The sequence below is a fragment of the Brucella sp. GW823-FHT04E01 genome, from assembly GCF_058796175.1.
Genome location: NZ_JBXAIK010000002.1, coordinates 851,964 through 875,072, shown reverse-complemented (window position 1 = coordinate 875,072; position 23,109 = coordinate 851,964). Strand labels below are relative to the sequence as shown.

Here is a 23,109-nt window from a genome sequence, read left to right as displayed (position 1 = left end):
TGAATGCGGTTCGATCAACCTTTTCCGCCCGAGCCCCCTGTCGTAAAGGGATAGAGGCAGAAACCAAATGAAAAATGAATTTTTCCGTTACAATCGAGAATTGATTTGCTGAGTACAGTTTCTGCTTAAAATTTCCTCAATAGCTAAAATACAGCATATTGTTTGCGGGTTGCATAGTTTCAAGTTCGCCGGAGAGACTTTCCGGCGAACATTCCATAGTTTAGACATCTCTAAACTAACATTATCTTGAGCCCGGAAAAAGCAAATCGACAAACTTGCCTGCAGTCGGTTGCGGTTCGTGGTTGGCAAGGCCGGGACGCTCATTGGCTTCGATGAAAATATAGTCTGGCTTTTCGGGCTGCTTGACCATGAAATCGATCCCGACAACGGGAATGCCGATTGCACGCGCAGCCTTACAGGCAGCATCGACAAGGTTTCTATGAACAGTCGCTGTCACGTCGTGGATCGTACCGCCTGTATGTAGATTGGCCGCCTTGCGCACCGTGATTTCACGATGATCTTCCAGAACGGAATCGAGCGACAGGCCTTGTTCCTCAAGACACCTTTTCGTTTCCGTATCGACCGGTATGCGGCTTTCTCCGCCAGTCGCCGCAGCGCGTCTGCGCGATTGTATCTCGATAAGCTTGCGGATGGTTGCCTTGCCGTCACCGACAACGCGTGGCGGGCGACGAACCGCAGCGGCAACGAGCTGGTAGTCGATAACCACCAGCCGAAGGTCCTCACCTTCAAAACACGCCTCCAGCAGCACGCGGTCGCACACGGTTCGCGCCTGTTTGATTGCCGTTCGCAGGTCTTTCATGGTCGATATGCCGACAGAAATTCCTCTTCCCTGTTCGCCCCGGGCTGGTTTCACCACCAGCTTGCCGTGACGTTTTAGAAAAGCTTCCAGCGCATCATCGTCCGCTTCGGCCACAATCTGCTCCGGCACTGTCAGACCAGCCTTCTCGACGACGCGCCGCGTCACGGCCTTGTCGTCGCAGATTGACATCGCTACACTCGATGTCATTTCAGACAAGCTCTCACGGCAATGGACGGAACGCCCGCCATAGGAGAGGCGGAAAAAGCCGCCTTCAGCATCGGTTATTTCAACCTGAATACCACGACGCACCGCTTCATCCACGATTATGCGAGCATAGGGATTGAGCGCATCGAAGGTTTCCAGATGCGAGGCGAAAAATTTCTCGTTGATTGCGTTCTTGCGCTTTATCGCGAAGAGCGGAACGCGACGAAACTTCAGCTTTTCATAGAGCCTTATGGCATTCTCATTATCGTGCAGAACCGAGAGATCGATATGGCTCAAGCCGCGAGCCTGAAAATGCTCGGCAAGTTTTCGCACCAGTTTTTCACCAATACCCGGCTGCCGCGCTTGAGGATGAACTGCAAGACACCAAAGCGAAGCACTGCGATCAGGATCATCGAAAAGGCGCTGATGGTCGATGCCAGTTACGGTGCCAACAATTTCGCCGGTAGCATCGTCCTGAGCCACAAAATAGGTAACAGCACGATTGTCTCGTTCCGATGAGAAAAAGTCGGGACGTAGTTGAACCATCCCACAGGCCGCGTAAACAGCGTTGATGCCTTCCGCGTCCACTTCGGAGACTGCGCGACGTATGGTGATGCCACGTATCCGTCGCCCGCCCGGTCGATAGGTCGCAAGTTCAATCCGGTATGTATGCGACGGATCGAGAAATATCTCATGTGGTGCGAGTGACAGCAACACATGAGGATCGCTGACGTAAAAGACGATGTCGCGGCTCGCTGGCGCTTCCCCCCGCAATGCTTCCACTATGGCTTCATTGGTCTCGAAGGTCTGCGCGAAGAGTAGTCGACCCCAGCCGCAATCGACAACCACATCCTGCTTGCGATCTTCGCTTCCCGCCTTGTCATGGCCGTGCGCATGTTCCTGATAAAAGCCTGCGCTTTCAGGTGTACGCAAGCGCGTAAGACGGTGCGAAAAGGCTTTGCGACCTTTCGCTTTCTGCCGGGTCATATCCACCTCACCGGTTTTCCGCATTTCATGCCTCCTGCGTTTGCAGCCACATTTCAAGGAGGCCAGCCTGCCAAAGCTCAGAACCGCGCAACGGCGTTATGTGTTCGGACGGTTTTGCAAACAGGCGTTCAAGATAATCGCGTTGGAAAAGTCCGCGCTCCCTCGCCTTTTGTGAAGAGAGGGCGTCTCGCAACATATCGAGATAAGGGCCATCGATATATTTGAGCTGTGGAACCGGGAAATATCCCTTCTTGCGATCAATCACTTCGCTTGGAACGACCTTCCTTGCCACATCCTTGAGGATACCCTTGCCGCCGTCACGTAGTTTTTCCTCCGGCGGAATGCGGGCGGCAAGCTCGACCAGTTCATGATCCAGAAATGGCACCCGCGCTTCAAGCCCCCAGGCCATCGTCATGTTGTCCACGCGCTTGACCGGATCGTCCACGAGCATCACATTCGTATCGAGCCGCAGCGCACGGTCGACAGGCGTATCCGCTCCATCCTGCAGCAGATGTTCTTCCAGAAGGTCCTGACTGTAATCACGTTCCGGCATCCATTCCGGCGATAGCTGCGTGGCGAGAACGTCATGCGAGCGGTCACGGAACCCTTTGGCATAGTCGCTGACGACATCGTTGGAATCGACTAGCGGTGGATACCAGTGATAGCCGCCGAAAACTTCATCTGCCCCCTGTCCCGACTGGACAACCTTGATATGCTTCGAAACCTCCTTGGAAAGGAGGTAGAAGCCGACATTATCATAGGACACCATTGGTTCGGACATTGCCGCGATCGTTCCCGGCAAGGCTTCCATGAGGTCTGCCGAGGGCACAAAGATCTTATGATGTTCGGTGCCAAAATGCTCGGCGATCAGATCGGAATAGACAAATTCGTCGCCTTTCTCCCCGTTGGCTTCTTCAAAGCCGACAGAAAAACTCATCAGGCCCGATTGACCTGCCTCAGCAAGCAGACCGACGATCAGGCTGGAATCCACCCCGCCGGACAAAAGCACGCCGACCGGCACGTCGGAAATCATCCGGCGCTTGACAGCGACACGCAGCATAGCGAGCAATTGCTCCTGCCATTCCTCACGGCTCAACGCGCCGTCGCCGGGCAGACGACGATAAGGCGCCTGCCAATAGATGCGGTCAGCGAAACGCCCATTCGGTTCATAGACACGGATCGTCGCCGGGGGGAGCTTTCGAACACCGTTATAGATCGTGCGCGGTGGCGGCACGACGGCATGAAAGCTCATGTAATTGTGCAAGGCCGCGCGGTCTATCGAGGTATCGATGCCGCCTGCCTTAACCAGAGCAGGCAAGGAAGAGGCGAACCGCAAGGCACCCTCCGCCTCGGCAATATAGAGCGGCTTGATGCCGAACCGATCACGCGCGAGGATAACCCTGCCGGTATCACGTTCGTGAATGGCGAAAGCAAACATGCCAAGAAAACGCGTTACACAGCTTTCGCCCCATGCATGCCATGCCTTGAGAATGACTTCTGTGTCACCGTCGGAGAAGAACTTGTAGCCCTTCTGTTCCAGCTCTGTGCGCAATTCGCGGAAATTATAGATGCAGCCATTGAACACAAGCGTCAAACCGAGGTCGGCGTCGATCATCGGTTGCTGCGATTTTTCAGAAAGATCAAGGATTCTCAATCTTCGATGCCCGAAGCCGATATTGCCCCGGATCACAATCCCGGATGCATCGGGCCCGCGAGGACTGAGTACATCCGCCATTTTCGAGACTGCCGAAACTGACGGCGAACCACCGTCAAACCTGACTTCTCCGCAAATACCACACATAAAAAGGGTCGAAACCTCCATTGTCATTCATAAACAAATGAGGCCGTCGCATCTGTTAAGGCGGCGGCCTGCATAATTGCAAATGCGGGAGCGCCGGGATTGTTCCCAACTTTTTCGTTTCCGCTATGTGGCTTTCCCGACTGAGTTCGCCTTGGAAAGCATATAGTTTTCAGCGGAAACCATATGCTCAAACGTTATACGGCGCGCATCCTCGCTGCGATTTTCGACAAGCGCTGCAAGCAATCGGTGCTGGAAGATAAGTCCTTCTTCGCGCGAAGCCGGTGTCGGATCAGCATAGATCGCGCGCGCTATTGGCAGGCTTCGCAACAGATTGTGGGTCAATCCACAGATGAAGCCCAACAGACGGTCCGGACAAAGCTGTGCCAGCAAGGAATGGAAATCCAGTTCCGCAATCCGCTGGCGATATTGATCATCAAGATCGACCGGCGGGCGATCATAGACCCGCATCGCATTTTCCAGCCGAGCAATGTCGTCACCGGTCAATCTGCCGGACAACAGAGCAGCAACCTCCGGTTCGAGATGCTTACGGATAGCGTAAACTTCGGCAAGACTCGGCTGATCGAAAAAGAAATAGCTTCCGAGCATTTCCATTGCGTGCTGGGCGGAAGGTTCGGCCACAAAAGCCCCGCCGCCGGGACCGCTGCGCGTAAAAATCAGACCCTGCGTCTCCAGCGCCTTCATCGCTTCGCGCACAGTGCCCTTGGCAGCCTTGAACTGGTCAATCAGTTCCTTTTCCTGTGGCAGTCGATCTCCCGGCCTCAATGCATCGGAACGGATAACATCCTTAATACGGTCAGCAATCTCTTCCGGTCGCCGACGGACCTTTGCCGCCCTCGCGCGCGATTGCGGTTCGTGATCGGAATTCCGGCCCATTCTGACCATATCTTGCTACTCTCTCCTGATGCGCGGCGCGCTTTCCACGAGTTGTCGTGTATAGGCATGTTCAGGTCTGGCAAAAAGAGCGCTTGCAGTTGCTTCCTCAACGATTTCCCCGAAATACATAACTGCAACCCTGTCAGAGATGGCTTCCACCACGGCAAGATCATGACTGATGAAGAGATAAGAGAGACCAAACTCTTTCTTCAGTTGATCCAGAAGCAGAAGAACCTGCGCCTGAACAGAAACATCCAGCGCGCTAACCGGTTCGTCGAGTACGACGATTTCCGCTTCAGCGGCCAGCGTGCGCGCAATGGCGATACGTTGCGCCTGCCCGCCGGAGAATTCGTGCGGATATCGTTCCAGCGTATCCTTGGGCATCTGAACGGCATCCAGCAACTGGATCATGCGCTGCTGGCACTGAGCTGAATCCAGCCCGCCCAGAAGCCTGAGTGGTGTTTCCAGTATCTGCCGGATCGTCTTTCTGGGATTGAGCGATGCGACAGGGTCCTGAAATACATATTGTATGACCTTGCCAAATGCCTGTGCACCGGAATTTCGCAGTTCATGCGCGTCGCGTCCAGCAATCGTCATCGTACCGCCCGTCGGCTCTGTCAGCCCGACGAGCATTCTGGCGAGCGTGCTTTTGCCCGATCCGCTTTCACCGACAATCGCCAGTGTCTCACCGCTTCCAAGATCGAACGAAACATTTTTAACCGCCTCGACCTTGTGACGCTCTTTACCCAGAAGTGTTCGTCCGCCACCGAAGGTTTTGGTGAGATCGCGAACGCTGATCGCATTTCCGCTCATCCTGCCACCCTCCCGTTTTCGCGCTTGAAGAGACCAGCCACACGTTCCAGAAAGTCGGCACCCTGCCCAAGTTCGGGAACGCAGGCTATCAAGCGTTTCGTATAGCTGTGCTGCGGATTGGAAAGAACTTCCGATGTCGTGCCCGTCTCGACAATCTCGCCGTCTTTCATCACTGCCACGCGGTCACAAATCTCCGAAACCACTCCAAAGTCATGGGTGATAAACAGCAGAGCCATGCCACGCTCGCGCTGGAGATCGCGCAGCAGTTCGAGAATGCGCGCCTGCACCGTGACATCGAGCGCCGTGGTCGGCTCGTCCGCAATGATGATATCGGGATCATTGGCCAGAGCCATGGCAATGCCGACACGCTGACGCTGGCCACCTGAAAGCTGGTGCGGATAGTGATTGGCCCGTTCCGCTGCATCTGGAATGCCAACCTTGTCAAGAAGCACGATCGCCTGTTCCCGCCGCTCACTGGCTCCGATCCGCCGATGCGCTGCAATTGCTTCCTCGACCTGCCGACCGACCGGATACATAGGATGCAACGTTGTCAGTGGGTCCTGAAACACATAAGCAACTCTTGCGCCCCGTGCCGCCGTCAACTCGGTTTCAGACATTGAAAGAACGTCCCGGTCGCCCAGATAGATCGCGCCGTTGCGGATAAGTCCGGGCGGGGACGCCACGAGGCCCATTACTGACAGGGCGGTCACGCTTTTGCCCGATCCGCTCTCCCCGATCAGGCCGAGACATTCGCCGCGTTCAAGTTCCAGTGAAACGCTGCGGACAGCGGCGGTGAAATGCCCACCATTGACGAAGCCCGTTTCGAGACTGGCAATAGAAAGAGCTTTTTCGCTATCCTTGATCATGGGCGATGACCGGTCCTTGGCAATATCGGTTACAGCACCTGGCCGCCCCAGCGCACCTGACCGCAATCGCGGATCGAGAACATCGCGCACCCCATCTCCCAATACGTTGAGACTGATGACCAGCAGGAAGATCATCAATCCCGGCACGATGGAGACATGCGGGGCATTGAACAGTTGCGCGCGGCCCTCGCCGAGCATGGAGCCGAGATCGGCCTGCGGCGGCTGCGCGCCAAGACCAAGGAAGCTCAGGCCTGCCGTTTCGAGGATCATCCAGCCCGCCGTGGTCGACATGGTAATGACGATAACCGGCAGCACATTGGGCAGCACTTCGCTTAACAGGATCGAAACCGGACTTTTCCCGGAGAGCCGGGCAGCATCAATAAACTCACGATGCGCGAGACCAAGCGTAACCCCGCGAACATTACGCGCGAAGAATGGAATATTGACCACCGCAATCGCGTAGAGCGCATTCATCAGGCCCGGCCCAAGCACTGCCACGATAGCCAGCGCCAGCAGGATATAAGGAAATGCCATCAGCATATCGATGCCGCGCATCATCAAATTGTCGGTTCGTCCGCCCGCATAGCCGGCCACGAGACCGATCGCCGAGCCAACAATCGCTGCGATCAGCGTCGCTGCAAATCCTACCGCGACAGACACCCGCGTGCCCCATATGACACGACTCAATATATCGCGCCCGAGTTGATCCGTTCCAAGAAGATGTCCTTCGCTGAACACGGGTTTTAATCGCATTGCGGGAGAAGTCGCGTCAGGATTGGGAAGCGGGAGAACCGGGGCCAGCAGAATGACGAGGCAGATCAGGACCAGCATAAAAAAACCGAAAGCTGCCAGTCGATTGCTCATCAGGAGCCGCCATGATGACATGCGGACCGCCGTTGGCGCGGCAGAAATTTCTGGAAGCGCGCTCATGAGCGTATCCTTGGATCGAGCATGGTCTGGATGACATCAGCGAGTAGATTGAAGAGGACATAACTCGCGGCAACCACAAGTACGCCACCCTGCACCAGCAAGATATCGCGGGTGGAAATGGCTTTCACCAGCATGGCGCCAATACCGGGCCACTGGAACACGGTTTCAATGTAGACGGCGCCGCCCAGCACAAATCCCGCCTGAATACCGATCACAGGAATGACGCTGACAAGTGCGGCGCGAAACGCATGACCGTATATCACGCGACGTTCGTTGAGACCTTTGGCCCGAGCTGTCCGGATATAGTCCTGACGAAGCACTTCCAGCATCGCGCCGCGGGTCAGACGTGCGATCACGCCTGCCGCTACCACGGCCAGCGTCGTGGCAGGCAGGATCAGATGCCAGAGCAGATCCTTCAGGTCACCGCCGCCATAAACAGCATACATGCCGGACGCTGGCAGAATGCGCCAATGGACCGCGAAGAGATAGATCAGAAGCAACCCCAACCAGAATGAGGGAATGGAAATTCCGGCAAGCACGATGAAAGTAATCGCCCTGTCTGCCCAGCCGAACTGGCGCACTGCCGAAACGATACCCGCGAGCAGGCCGAAGACTGAACACAGTACCAGTGCTACGCCTGCAAGCACGAGTGTCGCCTGAAAGCGCTCCATAACCTCATCCAGCACCGGACGATTGAGCACGAAGGAACGCCCGAAATCCCCATGCAGGAGATTGTCCATCCAGATGAAGTATTGTTGCAGCAACGGCTTGTCGAGACCGAGATCGCGATTGATCCGCTCGACATTTTCCGGTGTTGCGTATGATCCGAGCAACGCAGTCGCCGTATCACCGGGGATCATCGCCATGACGAGAAAAACGATGATCGAGAGCCCGAGCAACACAGGAACAACGGCCAAAAGTCGCTTGAGGATATAGGCTGGCATGAATGCCCTCCCTGCTTATTCCTTGGTTACGTCTTTCAAATGCAGCAGGAAGGACGGCTGCAACTTGAACCCCTTGATGGCAGCGGTCGTGGCTGCATTTTGCTTCCAGTTCGCCACGAACAGCCATGGTGCATCGTCATGGACAATGCTCTGCACTTCGCCATAAAGCTTGCCGCGCTCGGTTTGATCGGTCGATGACCGCGCCTTTTCCAGAAGCTCATCCACTTTGGGGTTGGAATAGTAACCGGAATTGAAACCGCCCTTGTCCGGCAGTGCGTCGCTGCGAAGCGTCAGATAAGGCACCGTGTCCGGATCATTGGTCATCCATGCCATCTCGGCCATATCGGCCTTGCCATCCAGTCCCGGATTTACCCTGCCAAGGAACGTGTTCCACTCATAGGTTTCAATCTTGACCTTGAAGCCCACAGCCTGAAGATCGGCCTGGATTGCGGCACCCATCGTGATTGGATCAAGCATGCCAGAACCGCCTTCGGTCACATAGAACGTGACTTCGGGATTGCTTGCACCAGCTTCGGCAAGGAGCGCCTTGGCCTTTTCAGGATCATAGGGATAGGGTTCGGTTTTGTTCTCGACCCAGTTGAAGGCAGGTGGGATCGGCCCCGCAGCAACAGTTGCGGAACCCTGCAACACATTATCTACGAGGCCTTGCTTGTTAACCGCATAATTCGCCGCCTGACGCACTTTCTTATCCGCGAATGGACCGCTCTTCGCGTTCAGGATGGTAAACCAGACATGGGGGCCCGCCTGTTCGGCAACCGCGAAATTCGCGTCCTGTTTGAAGGTGGCAAGATTATCTGGCGGCACTTCCACCATGACATCCAGCCCGCCTGCCATCATCTCCGCGACGCGTGTATTGGCATCCGTGATCGGGCGGAACACAACTGCTTCCAATGCTGGCGCTGTGTCCCAATAGTCGGGATTACGCTCCACCACCACACGCTGGCCGGATTGCCATTCCGCGAACTTGAACGGACCGGTTCCGGATGGATGACGGCCAAATTCCTTACCGTATTTCTTGACCGCTTCCGGCGACACGATCAGGCCGGTCGGATAGGCCAGATTGGAAAGAAATGGAGCGAAAGGCTCCTTCAGCTTGAACTCGACAGTGTGTTCATCGAGCACATTGACTGCATCGATGGACGAGAAATTGAACGAAAGCGGAAATGGGCCGGTGTTATAGAAGGGATGGTCTTCCTTTAGCATTCTGTCGAAGTTGAACTTGACCGCTTCGGCATTGAAATCCGAACCGTCATGGAACCTCACGCCTTGACGCAGCTTGAACGTATAGGTCTTGCCGTCGTCCGAAATCGTCCAGCTTTCCGCCAGTGCCGGTTCTACTTCCAGCGTTCCGTCCTTGTAGCGCACAAGGCCGTCATAAATATTGACGAGGATGCGGAAATCATTGGTGGCCGTGACTGTATGCGGATCGAGCGATTGCGGCTCTGCAATCTGCCCGACAATCAGCACATTGGGCGGCGTTTGGGCCAGCGCAACTGTGCCCGCCCCGGCGACCGAAAGCGCCATAGTAGTCAGGACGGCACGGAATAACCTTCTCATGGGGTTCCCCTTCATTTGTCAAATCCGTCAGACTCTAATTTATAGGCATAAATCAAATATCATCAATGAATTATCATAATTAATTTTTGCGAGACAAAAAAAGCGGGCCTGAGCCCGCTCGCGATTTCAGAAAGTTCAGAGCCTATTCCGCAGGCGTATCCTCGGGTCTCAAATCCTGCTCTGCCTTGGTCGATTTCTGATGCGTGAAACCCTTGAGGCCCTTGGCGGTTTCCTCGGCATCGCGTTTGATCTCGACTTCGCTCATTGCATAATGAACTGCAAGTTTTGCAATGGAAGTCAGAGCGCTTAGATGAATGCGCTCATAACCATGCGAGGCATCGACACCGAAGGTCAGCAAAGCCGTGCGCACATCATGCCCGGCCTCAACCGCAGACGCGGCATCAGAACGATAATAACGGAACACATCCTTCTGGACCTGAATGTCATGCTCTCCGCAAAGCTCGTAAAGTTTCTTCGTCAGATGGTAATCGAACGGTCCGGTCTGGTCCGCCATGGCAAGCGTGACACCGAACTCGGATGAATTCTGGCCCGGCGCAGTCGTGCCATTATCGATGGCGACCAGCGAGGCAATATCCGGCACAACGACCGCAGAGGCCCCCACTCCAACTTCCTCGCCGATGGTGAACAGCCAATAGCTGTCGACCGGCGTTTCCACATTGGCTCTCTGCATCGCTTCGAGGGCCGCAAGCATGATTGCAACGCCTGCCTTGTCATCAAGGTGACGCGAGACGATAAAGCCATTATCGATGAATTCGGGCGCGGGATCGACAGCAACTATGTCACCGACATCGATACCGAGCTGCAGCAGATCATCACGATTTCTGGCGAGCGCATCGACGCGGAGTTCGACATAAGGCCAGCCGACCGGCTGCGTATCGACTTCGTCATTGAATGTATGGCCGGAAGCTTTCAACGGCAGGATCGAACCGCGATAAATTCCTTTGGACGAAAAGATGGAAACGCGGGCACCTTCGGCGAAACGCGCTGACCAGTTACCGATGGAAACCAGTTCCAGTCGTCCGTTTTCCTTCAGATATTTTACCTGTGCGCCGAGTGTATCGACATGCGATACGATACCGCGCGCCGGTCTCTCCGTCAGGCCCACCCTGCGCGCGCGAATAGCCCCCCGGCGCGTCAGCATAACCTCAAGCCCCAGATGCTCCAGCTCACGCGCAACATAACGCACGGCTTCGTCGGTAAACCCGGTCGGGCTCGGTATGGCGAGAAGCGCCTTGAGCCGTGTTACGAGATAGTCCTGATCGATTGTGATAGCGGTCTGCATCATTCATGTGTCGCAAAACAAGACCGCAACGTCAACGTCATCTCCAGAACAGAAAACTTCGGCACCGGTGTTACGCGGCGCCGAGATGCCATCAGAAACTCCAGTCTTCATCCTCAGTCGCGACCGCCTTGCCGATGACGTAAGAAGAGCCGGAACCGGAGAAAAAGTCGTGGTTTTCGTCTGCATTCGGCGAAAGAGCGGACAGGATCGCCGGGTTGACCTTGCACGCTTCAGCCGGGAAGAGTGCCTCATAGCCGAGGTTCATGAGAGCCTTGTTGGCGTTGTAATGCAGGAATTTCTTGACGTCTTCAGTCAGGCCAACGCCATCATAGAGCGCTTCCGTGTAGCGAACCTCATTGTCGTAAAGTTCCAGCAGAAGCTCGAAGGCAAAATCCTTGATTGCCTGCTTTTGCTCTTCGTTCAAGCGTTCCAGTCCGCGCTGGAATTTGTAACCGATGTAATAGCCATGCACAGCCTCATCACGGATGATGAGCCGGATAAGATCGGCTGTATTGGTCAGCTTTGCCCGGCTCGACCAGTACATGGGCAGATAGAAGCCGGAATAGAACAGAAAGCTCTCCAGGAAAACGCTGGCGATTTTCCTTTTCAGCGGATCATCCGCGCGATACTGGTCCAGGATCAGAACGGACTTGCGCTGCAGGAATTCGTTTTCCTCGGACCAACGATAGGCATCGTCAACATCCGGCGTCAGGCACAAAGTCGAGAATATCGACGAATAGGATCGTGCATGAACCGCTTCCATGAAGGAGATGTTGGACAGCACCGCTTCTTCATGCGGCGTCGCTGCATCATCCATCAGCTTCACGGCACCGACTGCGTTCTGGATCGTATCGAGAAGTGTCAGCCCGGTGAAAACGCGGATCGTCAGTTGCTTTTCCTGCGGTTTCAGCGTTTCCCACGACTGAATATCGTTCGAAAGCGGCACCTTTTCCGGCAGCCAGAAATTGCCGGTCAGACGGTTCCAGACCTCAAGGTCTTTCTCATCTTCGATCCGGTTCCAGTTGATCGCACGCACTGCGGCGGGTTTCGGGTTCTTGGTTTTCACTTGAATATTCATTGGTCATCACCAGTGGTCAGAGGGCGCAGGAAACGCAACCCTGCACTTCCGTGCCGGAGAGCGCCATCTGGCGCAGGCGAATGTAGTAGATGGTCTTGATGCCCTTCTTCCACGCGTAGATCTGTGCGCGGTTGATATCGCGTGTCGTTGCGGTATCGCGGAAGAACAATGTCAAAGATAGGCCCTGATCGACGTGCTGTGTTGCTGCCGCGTAAGTGTCGATGATCTTTTCCGGCCCGATCTCATAGGCGTCCTGATAGTAATCGAGATTGTCATTGGTCATGAACGCTGCCGGATAGTAGACGCGACCGATCTTGCCCTCCTTGCGGATCTCAATCTTCGACACGATCGGATGAATCGAGGACGTCGAATGATTGATGTAGGAAATCGAGCCTGTCGGCGGCACGGCCTGAAGGTTCTGGTTATAAAGCCCGCCCTCCATCACCGCATTTTTCAGATCGCGCCAGTCATCCTGCGTCGGAATCGCAGTGCCAGCCTTTTCGAAAATTTCTCGAACCTTTTCCGTCGCCGGTTCCCAAAGCTGCTCGGTATATTTGTCGAAATATTCACCTGTTGCGTATTTGGATTTCTCGAAACCTTTAAAGGACTTGCCCGTTTCCACTGCAATCAGGTTCGATGCGCGGATCGCGTGATAGGTAACCGTATAGAAATAGATATTCGTGAAATCGACGCCCTCCTCCGAGCCGTAATAAATCCGCTCGCGGGCGAGATAACCATGCAGATTCATCTGGCCGAGACCGATGGCATGGCTTTCATCATTACCTCGGGCGACCGACGGCACGGAACCGATTTGGCTCATATCGGAAACTGCTGTCAGAGCGCGGATGGAGGTTTCGATGGTCTTGCCGAAATCGGAGGAGTCCATTGCCGATGCAATGTTGAGCGAACCCAGATTGCACGAAATATCCTTGCCGAGATGATCATAGGAAAGGTCTTCGCCGAAGATGCTCGCCTCACTCACCTGGAGGATTTCCGAACAGAGATTGCTCATGGTGATGCGCCCGTCAATCGGATTGGCGCGGTTCACCGTGTCCTCGAACATGATATAGGGATAACCGGACTCGAACTGGATTTCCGCCAGCACCTGAAAGAACTCGCGTGCATTGATCTTCTTCTTGGCAATACGCGCATCGTCGACCATTTCCCGATATTTTTCGGTAACTGAAATCTCGGTCAGTGGCACGCCGTAAACCCGCTCCACATCATAGGGCGAGAAGAGGTACATATCCTCGTTATTCTTTGCGAGTTCGAAGGTAATGTCTGGAATGACCACACCAAGCGACAAGGTTTTAATGCGGATTTTCTCGTCGGCGTTTTCGCGCTTCGTATCCAGAAAGCGCATGATATCCGGGTGATGGGCGTGCAAGTAAACAGCACCCGCTCCTTGTCGCGCACCCAGCTGATTGGCGTAGGAAAAGGAATCCTCAAGAAGCTTCATCACCGGAATGATACCGGATGATTGGTTCTGAATCTGCTTGATAGGTGCGCCCGCCTCGCGAATATTGGTAAGGCTCAAGGCCACCCCGCCGCCCCGCTTCGACAATTGCAACGCCGAATTGATCGAGCGCCCGATGGACTCCATATTGTCTTCAACCCGCAGCAGAAAACAGGAAACGAGCTCGCCGCGCTGCTTCTTGCCTGCATTGAGGAAAGTCGGCGTCGCAGGCTGGTAGCGGCCTGCAATGATCTCCTTCATCAGATTGCGTGCCAGCTGTTCATTGCCGCGCGCCAGCGTCAGCGCTACCATGCAGACACGGTCTTCATAGCGCTCCAGATAGCGCTTTCCATCGAAGGTTTTCAGCGTATAGCTGGTGTAATATTTGAACGCGCCGAGAAAGGTCGGAAACCGGAATTTCTTCGCATAGGCTTCGTCGAAAAGATCGCGCACGAAATTGAAGGAATACTGATCCAGTACCTCTTGCTCGTAATAGCCTTCGGTCACCAGATAATCGATCTTTTCCCGCAAGTTATGGAAAAAGACCGTGTTCTGGTTCACGTGCTGGAGGAAATATTGGCGCGCAGCCTGCCGGTCACGGTCAAGCTGGATTTTTCCCTCGTCATCGTAAAGGTTCAGCATCGCGTTGAGCGCGTGATAATCCAGCCCATCCAAAGATTTTGACGGTTTACTGCTGTTGGAAGTTACAGCTTGAGGCGCATCCTGCGCCACTGGCTGTGCCTCGCGCTCTCGGATCAAGGTCGTGTCTGCCGTGTCCAAAATCGTTCCATCCCGTTTTTGACATTGCCAATGTCCTTATCGGTTCCCAGAAGCTCGAAGCGGTAGAGATAGGGAACCTGACATTTGGCGGAGATAATGTTGCCGGCGATACAGAAAGCCTCGCCGAAATTGCTGTTTCCCGCGGCAATCACGCCGCGGATGAAAGAGCGGTTGCTCTCATCGTTGAGAAAGCGGATCACAGGCTTGGGGACAGCGCCCTTGGAGCCGCCGCCACCATATGTGGGCGTCACGATCACGAATGGCTCGCGCACCTGCAATCCGCCTGAACCGTCCATCGGGATACGGTTCGACCGCATTCCAAGCCGCTCGACAAACCGGTGTGTATTTTCCGACCGGCTGGAGAAATAGACGATCAGGCTCATGTGACCATAGCCCTCAGGCGAGAGCGCTGATCATATCGGGCCGGAAGCCCGCCCAATGGGATTCACCTGCCACAACCACCGGCACCTGGCGATAACCCATGTCTTGAACGAGATGGAAAGCATCGGCATCGGCAGAGATATCGATGACTTCATATTCGATACCCTGGCGGTCGAGGGCGCGCGTGGTGGCCGTGCACTGGACACAGGCGGGTTTGCTGTAAACGGTGACGTTCATTTTTTCCTCACTGGAGCATGTCTCCCAAAAGTGGGAACCGGTTTTGGGGTTAAGACATGCGTAAAAACAAAGAGATAGAGCATTTCCAACGGTCCGGTTTAAACTGGAATACTCTCGATAGGAGACGCAAAGAGCCGTTCGCGCATCGCAAAATGCGCGTCGAAAGACATGAGATACGGGATCGGCCAGCCGCACGAACAAGCAGCCTGACCACACAAACTATGCCTCGAAGGGAGGATCGGAACCGAAACTGAATAAACTGGACATGGACTTCACCCCGAAGCTATGAGCGGGAAGTTCGGGGCAGCAACCCGTAAGGCAACGATTTGCCACACAAGATTGCGCGCCAACCGGACACCCCGCCCGTGGACGTACTCGTTCAAGGCAGGTCTCCTGGCTCTCGGATCAACATTCTGTCCGCCTTCCCAGCCAAAGCCAGTGACGTGATGGACAGAACTCTCCGCTTACAGTTGCGGGGGCAGCTCCGGCATTGCCGCATCCATCATGGATGAAACGCACCGGATTCCCGTCTTAGCTTTCGACCCAACGAATCGAAAGAACCTAGAACACTATATATAGTAGTCGAAGTTAAAAACTCGTCAATAGATAGTTGGCCGCAAAGCGTAGAATGAACGAAGCGTTCTTTACCCAGCTGGCTTAATCGGTTTCGGTCTGAACTCCGGTTTGATAGCCTTGAGGGCCATGCGATCCACCATTGCGGGGGCAATCAGTTTCAACCAGCGCCCAAATCGCATCTGGCGGGTCATCAACACTTCACGCTTGCGAGCCTGCACGCCTTCCAGCATCAGCCGCACAGCTTCCTCGACGGGCATCATGTCATCTTCGCGCACACCACTTGTTCCCAGCACGCCGCCGCTTGCGCTGTAACCCACCTTGCGAATGTCGGTTTTGACAACGCCCGGATAGACGATGGTAATGGATATGCCGCTTGGTTCCAGTTCCGCGCGAAGCGCCTCGCAGAAACCCGAAAGAGCGAACTTCGTTCCGCTATAGGCAGTGCGCCCCGGCACACCGATCAATCCGGCAACAGAAGACACAGCCACGATCCGTCCCTTGCTAGCGGCAAGATACGGAAGTGCTGCATGAATGGGCCAGACGCTACCCCAGTAATTCAACTCCATCAGATCATGCATCCAGTTGAGATCATCTGGTTTGATCTCAGCAAAATTGGCGTGGGCCGACATGCCTGCATTCACGATCAAAGTGTCGATACGACCGAAAGCGGAAACGGTTTTACTGATAAGATCGATACAGGCTGTACGATCTTTCACATCGGTTGGTACCACGAGAACCGAACTGCCCAGTTGCCGCAACTCTGTGGCCAGATTTTCCAGCTTTTCAACATTGCGCGCAGCAAGCACCAGAGCAGCATTGGCACGGTCACGCCGGGCAATCTGCCGTGCGGTTTCAGCGCCGATACCATCCGATGCTCCTGTTATGATCGTCACGTCCATGCCCGGCCCTCCCCTGCCTATCGATCCGACGACAGGCAAGGTACAGGCAGGGCAATCAATGCGTCCAGTGGTTTAGACCTTGCGCGATAGAATAGCAGCAAGAGCGAGACCACCGATCAGCGATATGTGCTCCAGCGCCACCGTCATATCCCGGAAAGCTTCTTCTCCTTCCTTTGCCCAGAACGGGTGGGCAACAGGAATGGTCAGGATCGTAAAGACGGCAAGAGCACCACAAGCCAACCAGATTCCGCGATTGAAGATGATCATCAGCGATCCGACAATCTGCAAAAGCAGGGTTGCGCTGTTGAACAGCCAGCCCGGATGAAGACCAAAGCTTTCCATTTCCGCAGCATTGGCGCCGAAGTTGAAGAGCTTGGCCAACCCACTCGACCAGAAAATGAAGGTAAGGACCACCCGCGCCAGCAAAAGGCTGGCATGGGAATCGAGGATGTTGGCGATGAAACGCGGCATTGGTCAACCCTTTCCGCCGGTGATACGGATAACCTTGAATGCGACCGCCACGGCAACTGCTGGCGCGAGTGCGAATATCACCGACAGCCAGAGCGAGGCATTTGCCGCGCCCTCCACACCTCCCGGCACGGCAATGCCGGCAAAATTGGCAATCATCCCCGCGCAAGCCGTCCCGAAGGCTATGGCGAAGAGTTGTACGGTCGTCATTCCACCCGCTGCGAGATCCTGCTCGGTGGACGGAGCGCTCTGATAGACGCGGGTAACGAGGCTTGGCCATGCAAGACCGATCCCGAAACCGATCAGGATGAGCCCAAGGCAGACGGGCGCGAGCAGCAACCAGTTGCCGTTGCCATGGATCGGGAGAAATATGGCGAGCAGGACAAGACCGGCGAGCGCCAGAACAGGTCCGGCAACGACAAGCTTGTCGCCCCCCTTCTCCTGCCATCTGGAACTGAGGAAGGATGCCACCGTCCAGCCGATTGCCATAAGTGCCGCCAGATATCCTGCCCAGAGCGGAGACTGGCCATGCAAGTGCTGCAGCAGATAAGGCACGTATATTTCGGGCTGCATGCTGAGCATCAAAAGCGCGATCGTAAGGTAAAGAGTCCCGAGCGGCGTCGACAGGCTGAACGAGCGGCGCGGCAGGAGACGTGCCTTGGCGTCGCGCTCCACGAATGTGATGATGGCGATCATGAACATCGCCACACCCAAACCGACGACCTTCCATAGCGTTTCCTGTGACAGGCTCCCCGCTGAAACCGCAAGGACAGCGCCGGTCAAGAGGATGAGTTGAAGAATCGGAATGGAAACACGCTCGTTTTTATCCCAGCTCGAGCGTGGCAAAGTCGCGAATGCCACCACAGCGAAAAGACCCGATACCGGCAGCAATGACCAGAAAGCGGCGCGCCATGCGCCATATTCGGCAAAGATGCCGCCAATCGCCGGCCCGATCAGCGTGGCCACGCCGAACATAGCGGAAATAAGACCGATGGCCCGGCCCCACAGGCGCTCCGGCAAAACGACACGGGTGAGACCATAGGCGAGCGCGTAAAGAAATCCGCCACCGAGGCCTTGCACGCTCCGCCCCGCCAGCATGACCGGCATGTTGATGGCCAGAGACGAGATCAGTGTGCCTGCTGCGAACAGCAGGGTCGCCACGACATAAGCGCCTCTTGGACCGGCACTTTTCAGCAGCCGCGCGGTGAGCGCAGCCCCTAGAATGGAGGCAACGACGAACAAGGTCGTCGCCCAGGCATAGAAATCCATGCCGCCAATGTCCTGCACCACGCTCGGCATGACTGTAGTCGCGATATACATATTGACCGCATGGAGAGTGACCCCTCCGGCCAAAGCCAGGGCATAGAGACCATTTTTACCCCTTAGAAGCTCCCCCCAGCCAGCAGGCGCATGTCCCGCAATCCCCGCTGGTGTTGTTTCTTCGATCGAACTTTGCACTGTCGGCCTCCGTGAACTGAATTGTTGCCGACGGGTTTATAGGACCTCAACTTTGGTTGAGGTCAATAGGCTATTTCCACTGGAAACGAAGGCTTTTGACCGGTGCGAAATGTGGCATGGAACGCCGCAAGATTGCCGCTGCGAATGAGCGCAGCAGCGTCGGACAGGTTCGCCTCAGATGCAGGGAAGTCAGATAAGATTGCCGGGCTTGACCATCAATCTTCTGGGACCGGCGCCTTGCTGACCGAGGATGTCATCCGGATTTCGCAACGGGCATTCGGACAGCGAGAGACAACCGCAGCCGATGCAACTCGTAATCTGGTCACGAAGCTGCATCAGACTGTCGATGCGTTCCTGAAGCATGTCTTTCCAGGCTTCCGAAAAACGTCTCCAGTCGTCTGCCGTCGGTACGTGGTCGTGGGGAAGGTCTTCCAGCGCTTCACGAATGATCGCAAGCGGGATGCCCGCACGTTGCGCGATCTTGATAATGGCGATGCGGCGCAGCACGGCACGGTGATAGCGGCGCTGGTTGCCCTCTGTGCGCCAGCCCTCGATGAGCCCCTTGGTTTCATAGAAATGGACCGTAGATACCGCCACGCCGGCGCGCCGGGAAACGTCACCAACCGTCAGGCTTTTCTTGAGACCTGAATGTTCCATATCGTCAAACTCGATCATGCCGAATGTGTAGGCCGCAGCCCCGCACAATTGCAAGACGCGTCATAAATCCGCATCATGTCTCAACGCGCGATAATTGCGGCGTGCCCATAGCAACGGGCGCGAATGCAGCGGCAGATCGGTATTCGTTACCAGCCCGGCAAAAAGCGTGTGATCCGCCATTGGAACGTTGCCCGCCAGTTCGCAGTCAATGGCAGCCGAAGCCCCGAAAAGACGCGGTCTCCCAGACGGCCATTCGCCCCACACACCAATGAGAAATCTCTGCGCGGGGGGAACCTTTCCCGCGAAGGCATCGCCGATCATCTCCTGCCCTTCCGCGAGCATGGCGAGCGAGAAGCCGCCATCAGAAAGGATCGCCGTTGCCAGCGCGCTGTCGCTTTTCACCGAAACCAAAACCATGGGCGGCTCGGCGGAAAGCGACAACACCGCTGTCACCGTGCGACCGTGGGCTTCACCGGCATCGCATGAGGTCAGCACGGACACTGTTGCGGCCATCCGCGACATCGCATCCGCGAACTCTCGCTTCGAAACGGCGCCGATTGCGTCGCGGTCTATATGCAGCACGTTTCTGTTCATCATCTCAGGCAACCTTCGGCTTCTGTCCCTGATAACGCCGGTCGGAAACGCCCCGCAGCGCTTCCGACCGGCCATGGCCTCACGTCGGGATGTCCGTTCGGCCATATCGTTTCCAAACAGCTATTCGGAATGCTGTTTCAGATAGGCGATCATGTTTTCGAGGTCTTTCTCCCTGGTCAGTCCGGCAAAAGCCATCCAGGTGCCTTTCACCATGGCCTGCGGCTTCCTGAGAAAAGCCTTCAATTCCTCGTCGTTCCAGACCAACCCCTCAGCAGCCGCCTTGCGCATCGCATCCGAATAGGGATAGCCCGGATAGGAGGCGGCCTTGCGGCCCACCACGCCTTTCAGTGATGGGCCGCGTTTGCTTTCGTCGGCATCCGCCGTGTGGCAGACGGAGCATCGCTTGAAGAGTTTTTCTCCCGCCGCAGCATCTGCCCCTTCACCAGAGGCAGCTGTCGAAACAAGAAGGACATTGGAAAAAGCAAGGGGAACAAAAAGAAGCGACAAGCGCATGGACGATACTCCAGATGATCGGCCATGCTTCTCTAGTTCCTCAACCTTGGTTGAGGTCAAGAGCAAATCTCGTCTGCTTCCTCATTTTTAGACAACGCTCGTGGAAAAATTCGCAGCAGCGCTCAACACAGCCCGTATCGATGCGGTTGCGATATCGTCGTCGATCCCGACGCCGAAAACTTTCCGTCCATCATGCGTACGGCATTCGATATAAGCCGCAGCCTGCGCGTAGGTGCCCTTTTTCAATGAATGTTCGTGATAGTCGACGATTTCCAGATCGATATCGCAACCGGCCTGCAATGCCGAGACCGCACTTGATATCAAACCATTGCCGTGCCCGGTTATGGCGATTTCCTGCCCGCGATGCCGAATGCGCCCGGCGAAGACACGCGCCTCTCCGCTCCGTGCGGGCCTGCTTTCCTTGTAGTTCAGCAGCTCAAAATCAGCATTCTCTTCCAGATGATAGACATCGTGGAACAGCGACCAGATCATTTCCGCGGTCGTTTCCTTGCCGGTATCGTCGGCGAATGCCTGCACGCGACGGCTGAAATCGATTTGCAGCGGGCGCGGCAGTTTCAGCCCCCGGTCCTGCTCCAGCACCCATGCTACGCCGCCCTTGCCGGACTGGCTGTTTACGCGGATGACGGCTTCATAGCTTTCACCGATATCTTTCGGATCAATGGGCAGATAGGGCATTTCCCATATGCCGTCATTGCGGCTTTGATGCGCGGCAAAACCCTTGCGGATCGCATCCTGATGCGAGCCGGAAAAAGCTGTATGGACCAGTTCGCCAACATAGGGGTGGCGCGGATGAACCGGCAAGTCATTGCAATGTTCGACCGTTCGCACGACGGAGCGCATCTCCGGGAAATAAAGCTTTGGGTCGATGCCCTGCGTATAGAAATTGAGCGCCAGCGTAACGAGATCGACATTGCCAGTGCGCTCGCCATTGCCGAACAGGCAACCCTCGACACGATCAGCGCCTGCCAGCAAGGCCTGTTCCGTAGCAGCCACTGCCGTCCCCCGGTCATTGTGCGGATGCACGCTTATAATGACGCTGTCGCGGCGCGACAGGTTGCGGCAGAACCATTCGATCTGGTCCGCATAGACATTCGGCATTGCCACTTCTACCGTAGCCGGCAGGTTGAGGATCGCCTTATCTTCGGGCGTTGGCTGCCAGACATCCAGAACACGTTCGCAGATTTCCAGCGCGAAATCAGGCTCGGTAAAGCAGAAGGTTTCCGGCGAATATTCGAAAGTCCAGCGTGTCTCTGGTTGTTTCCGGCTTTCTTCCAGCATGGCAGTTACCCCACTGACAGCCAGATCGATGATCTCCTCCTTTTCCATATTGAACACCACGCGACGAAACAGTGGCGCGGTTGCATTATAAAGATGAACGATGGCCCGACGGGCACCGCGCAGGGATTCGAAAGTGCGCGCGATGAGGTCAGCGCGCGACTGAGTGAGCACCTGAATGGTCACATCGTCGGGTATGAGTTCCTCTTCGATCAGCCGACGAACAAAGTTGAACTCCGTCTGCGAAGCGGAAGGAAACGCAACCTCGATTTCCTTGAAACCGATTTCCAGAAGCATGCGATAGAAACGCATTTTCTTCTCGCCGTCCATCGGGTCGGCGAGCGCCTGATTGCCGTCGCGCAGGTCCGTCGAGACCCAGCGCGGCGGCTGCGTCAGCCGTCGGTTCGGCCACTGGCGATCCGGCAATTCGATCGGAGATATGAAAGGACGGTATTTGCTATCCGGGTTTTGCATCATGACAATAGTTCCTTCGGCTGCGGAGCAGCAGCTGCGACAATGGGGAAAGGGGATTGACGGCAGGTTACGACCGCCGGGATGCCATCAGGCCCAACGGTCGCCGGTAGGTCGAAGGAGAAGAAGCGAAAAAGCCAGGCGTGCGCCGCCAGCCGGAGCGTTCAAATCCGTTGAAACAAGTGTCTTGTGGCTGGCGCAAGCGGACACTGCGGGGCTCTCTTAAAAATGGCTTCTCCACTCCATCATATGTGAATGGATATTGGCATTCCTGCGCTTTAAGGCCATTCTTGAGCGTAAAAGGGTCAATCCATGTCACTGAATCATCCGGCGCCCCTTGCACTCGCCATATCCGCCATCGCGCAGGACGATGCATCCTTTACAGGGCCGCCGCACCGTCACCGCGATGCGCAATTGATCTATGCGCGGTCCGGCGTGGTAACCGTTGCAACCGAAAACGGGAGCTGGGTCGTTCCTCCCAATCGCGCCGTGTGGGTGCCACCGATGGTGGAGCACGCAACCCGCAGCCACGGACCTGTTCAGTTTCGTACGATCTTTATCCACCCGGATGCCGCTCGATCCCTCCCCTCATCCTGCGGCGTGGTGGAAGTTTCTTCCTTGCTGCGCGAACTGATCCTGCGTCTTGTGGAATTGCAGGGCCGGCCAGCTACTCCCTTCGCTCAACGTGTCTGCGAATTGCTGTTGGAGGAACTCACTTTTCTGCCCGCCGAACCCCTCAGTCTTTCCGTGCCATCGGATCACCGGCTCCGCACCCTTTGCCAGACGCTGCAAGCGGAACCCGATACGGAGTTATCGCTCGATGCTGCCGCCTCGCGGGCGGGAATGAGCAGGCGCAGTTTCATGCGTCATTTCGAGCGTGAAACCGGCATGACCTACGGTCGCTGGCGGCAGCAGGCCCGCTTGCTTGCTGCATTGCCTGCGCTTGCCGCAGGCGTGCCTGTCGTGACCGTGGCGCTGGATTGCGGATACCAAAGCGCAAGCGCTTTCGCCGCAACGTTCAAGCGCAGCCTCGGACGAAGCCCCGCAAGTTATTTCGAGTGAAATATTCACAGAACAGCCTGATGACACTCGCCAAGAACGACAA

General features: G+C 55.8%; 20 protein-coding genes and 1 riboswitch. Of the genes, 1 reads left to right on the top strand and 19 read right to left on the bottom strand.

The genetic code is table 11. From position 1 onward, the window contains the following. Positions 1–241: 241 nt before the first annotated feature. From ngg to leuA, 19 genes are all read right to left on the bottom strand, one after another. Complete coding sequence (gene ngg, locus AC1RHM_RS09455) at positions 242–2,035, bottom strand: N-acetylglutaminylglutamine synthetase (protein ID WP_151895817.1); 1,794 nt, start codon at positions 2,033–2,035, stop codon at positions 242–244. A gap of 1 nt (position 2,036) precedes the next feature. Further along, on the bottom strand, positions 2,037–3,812 hold the full coding sequence (locus AC1RHM_RS09450) for an N-acetylglutaminylglutamine amidotransferase (RefSeq protein WP_151895816.1): 1,776 nt from the start codon (positions 3,810–3,812) through the stop codon (positions 2,037–2,039). A 123-nt stretch (positions 3,813–3,935) separates the two neighbouring features. Continuing rightward, a complete protein-coding gene (locus AC1RHM_RS09445) occupies positions 3,936–4,715 on the bottom strand; it encodes a FadR/GntR family transcriptional regulator (RefSeq protein WP_151895815.1) in 780 nt (259 codons plus the stop codon). A 6-nt stretch (positions 4,716–4,721) separates the two neighbouring features. After that, a complete protein-coding gene (locus tag AC1RHM_RS09440) occupies positions 4,722–5,519 on the bottom strand; it encodes an ATP-binding cassette domain-containing protein (protein WP_010660924.1) in 798 nt (265 codons plus the stop codon). Further along, positions 5,516–7,315 (bottom strand): dipeptide/oligopeptide/nickel ABC transporter permease/ATP-binding protein, encoded by a 1,800-nt coding sequence (locus tag AC1RHM_RS09435; protein WP_151895814.1) that lies wholly within the window; start codon positions 7,313–7,315, stop codon positions 5,516–5,518. The genes AC1RHM_RS09440 and AC1RHM_RS09435 overlap by 4 nt, the downstream gene beginning before the upstream one ends. Then, on the bottom strand, positions 7,312–8,259 hold the full coding sequence (locus AC1RHM_RS09430; protein WP_151895813.1) for an ABC transporter permease: 948 nt from the start codon (positions 8,257–8,259) through the stop codon (positions 7,312–7,314). Before AC1RHM_RS09430 ends, AC1RHM_RS09435 begins: the two co-directional genes overlap by 4 nt. A gap of 15 nt (positions 8,260–8,274) precedes the next feature. Beyond that, positions 8,275–9,837, bottom strand: a complete 1,563-nt coding sequence (locus tag AC1RHM_RS09425) for an ABC transporter substrate-binding protein (protein WP_151895812.1) — start codon at positions 9,835–9,837, stop codon at positions 8,275–8,277. 142 nt (positions 9,838–9,979) lie between these two features. Next, positions 9,980–11,140, bottom strand: a complete 1,161-nt coding sequence (locus tag AC1RHM_RS09420) for an osmoprotectant NAGGN system M42 family peptidase (protein ID WP_029928050.1) — start codon at positions 11,138–11,140, stop codon at positions 9,980–9,982. A 91-nt stretch (positions 11,141–11,231) separates the two neighbouring features. Further along, complete coding sequence (gene nrdF / locus AC1RHM_RS09415; protein WP_011982691.1) at positions 11,232–12,218, bottom strand: class 1b ribonucleoside-diphosphate reductase subunit beta; 987 nt, start codon at positions 12,216–12,218, stop codon at positions 11,232–11,234. A 16-nt stretch (positions 12,219–12,234) separates the two neighbouring features. Continuing rightward, on the bottom strand, positions 12,235–14,454 hold the full coding sequence (gene nrdE, locus AC1RHM_RS09410) for a class 1b ribonucleoside-diphosphate reductase subunit alpha (protein WP_080641663.1): 2,220 nt from the start codon (positions 14,452–14,454) through the stop codon (positions 12,235–12,237). Beyond that, positions 14,430–14,837 (bottom strand): class Ib ribonucleoside-diphosphate reductase assembly flavoprotein NrdI, encoded by a 408-nt coding sequence (nrdI, locus tag AC1RHM_RS09405; protein WP_151895811.1) that lies wholly within the window; start codon positions 14,835–14,837, stop codon positions 14,430–14,432. The genes nrdE and nrdI overlap by 25 nt, the downstream gene beginning before the upstream one ends. Positions 14,838–14,850: 13 nt before the next feature. Then, positions 14,851–15,072 (bottom strand): glutaredoxin-like protein NrdH, encoded by a 222-nt coding sequence (gene nrdH / locus AC1RHM_RS09400; RefSeq protein WP_010660916.1) that lies wholly within the window; start codon positions 15,070–15,072, stop codon positions 14,851–14,853. Between the two features lie 366 nt (positions 15,073–15,438). Then, a riboswitch (cobalamin riboswitch) is annotated at positions 15,439–15,652 on the bottom strand. 64 nt (positions 15,653–15,716) lie between these two features. After that, positions 15,717–16,547 carry an SDR family oxidoreductase gene (locus tag AC1RHM_RS09395; protein WP_151895810.1) on the bottom strand — a complete coding sequence of 277 codons (831 nt, stop codon included), beginning with the start codon at positions 16,545–16,547 and terminating at the stop codon, positions 15,717–15,719. A 72-nt stretch (positions 16,548–16,619) separates the two neighbouring features. Then, on the bottom strand, positions 16,620–17,018 hold the full coding sequence (locus AC1RHM_RS09390; RefSeq protein WP_010660914.1) for a DoxX family protein: 399 nt from the start codon (positions 17,016–17,018) through the stop codon (positions 16,620–16,622). A gap of 3 nt (positions 17,019–17,021) precedes the next feature. Continuing rightward, the gene (locus AC1RHM_RS09385; protein ID WP_029928058.1) at positions 17,022–18,473 is read right to left on the bottom strand and encodes an MFS transporter; all 1,452 of its coding nucleotides are present in this window, start codon (positions 18,471–18,473) and stop codon (positions 17,022–17,024) included. Between the two features lie 189 nt (positions 18,474–18,662). After that, a complete protein-coding gene (gene soxR / locus AC1RHM_RS09380; RefSeq protein ID WP_166942939.1) occupies positions 18,663–19,130 on the bottom strand; it encodes a redox-sensitive transcriptional activator SoxR in 468 nt (155 codons plus the stop codon). A 60-nt stretch (positions 19,131–19,190) separates the two neighbouring features. Beyond that, positions 19,191–19,727, bottom strand: a complete 537-nt coding sequence (locus tag AC1RHM_RS09375) for a flavin reductase family protein (RefSeq protein WP_029928060.1) — start codon at positions 19,725–19,727, stop codon at positions 19,191–19,193. Between the two features lie 117 nt (positions 19,728–19,844). Continuing rightward, entirely contained in the window at positions 19,845–20,237 is a 393-nt protein-coding gene (locus AC1RHM_RS09370) for a c-type cytochrome (RefSeq protein ID WP_151895808.1), read from the bottom strand. An 87-nt stretch (positions 20,238–20,324) separates the two neighbouring features. Beyond that, a complete protein-coding gene (gene leuA / locus AC1RHM_RS09365; protein WP_029928064.1) occupies positions 20,325–22,010 on the bottom strand; it encodes a 2-isopropylmalate synthase in 1,686 nt (561 codons plus the stop codon). A gap of 306 nt (positions 22,011–22,316) precedes the next feature. On the opposite strand from leuA, the gene AC1RHM_RS09360 reads away from it, so the two are divergent. Beyond that, positions 22,317–23,066, top strand: coding sequence for an AraC family transcriptional regulator (locus tag AC1RHM_RS09360; RefSeq protein ID WP_010660908.1), 750 nt, complete (start codon positions 22,317–22,319; stop codon positions 23,064–23,066). The last annotated feature ends 43 nt before the right edge of the window (positions 23,067–23,109 follow it).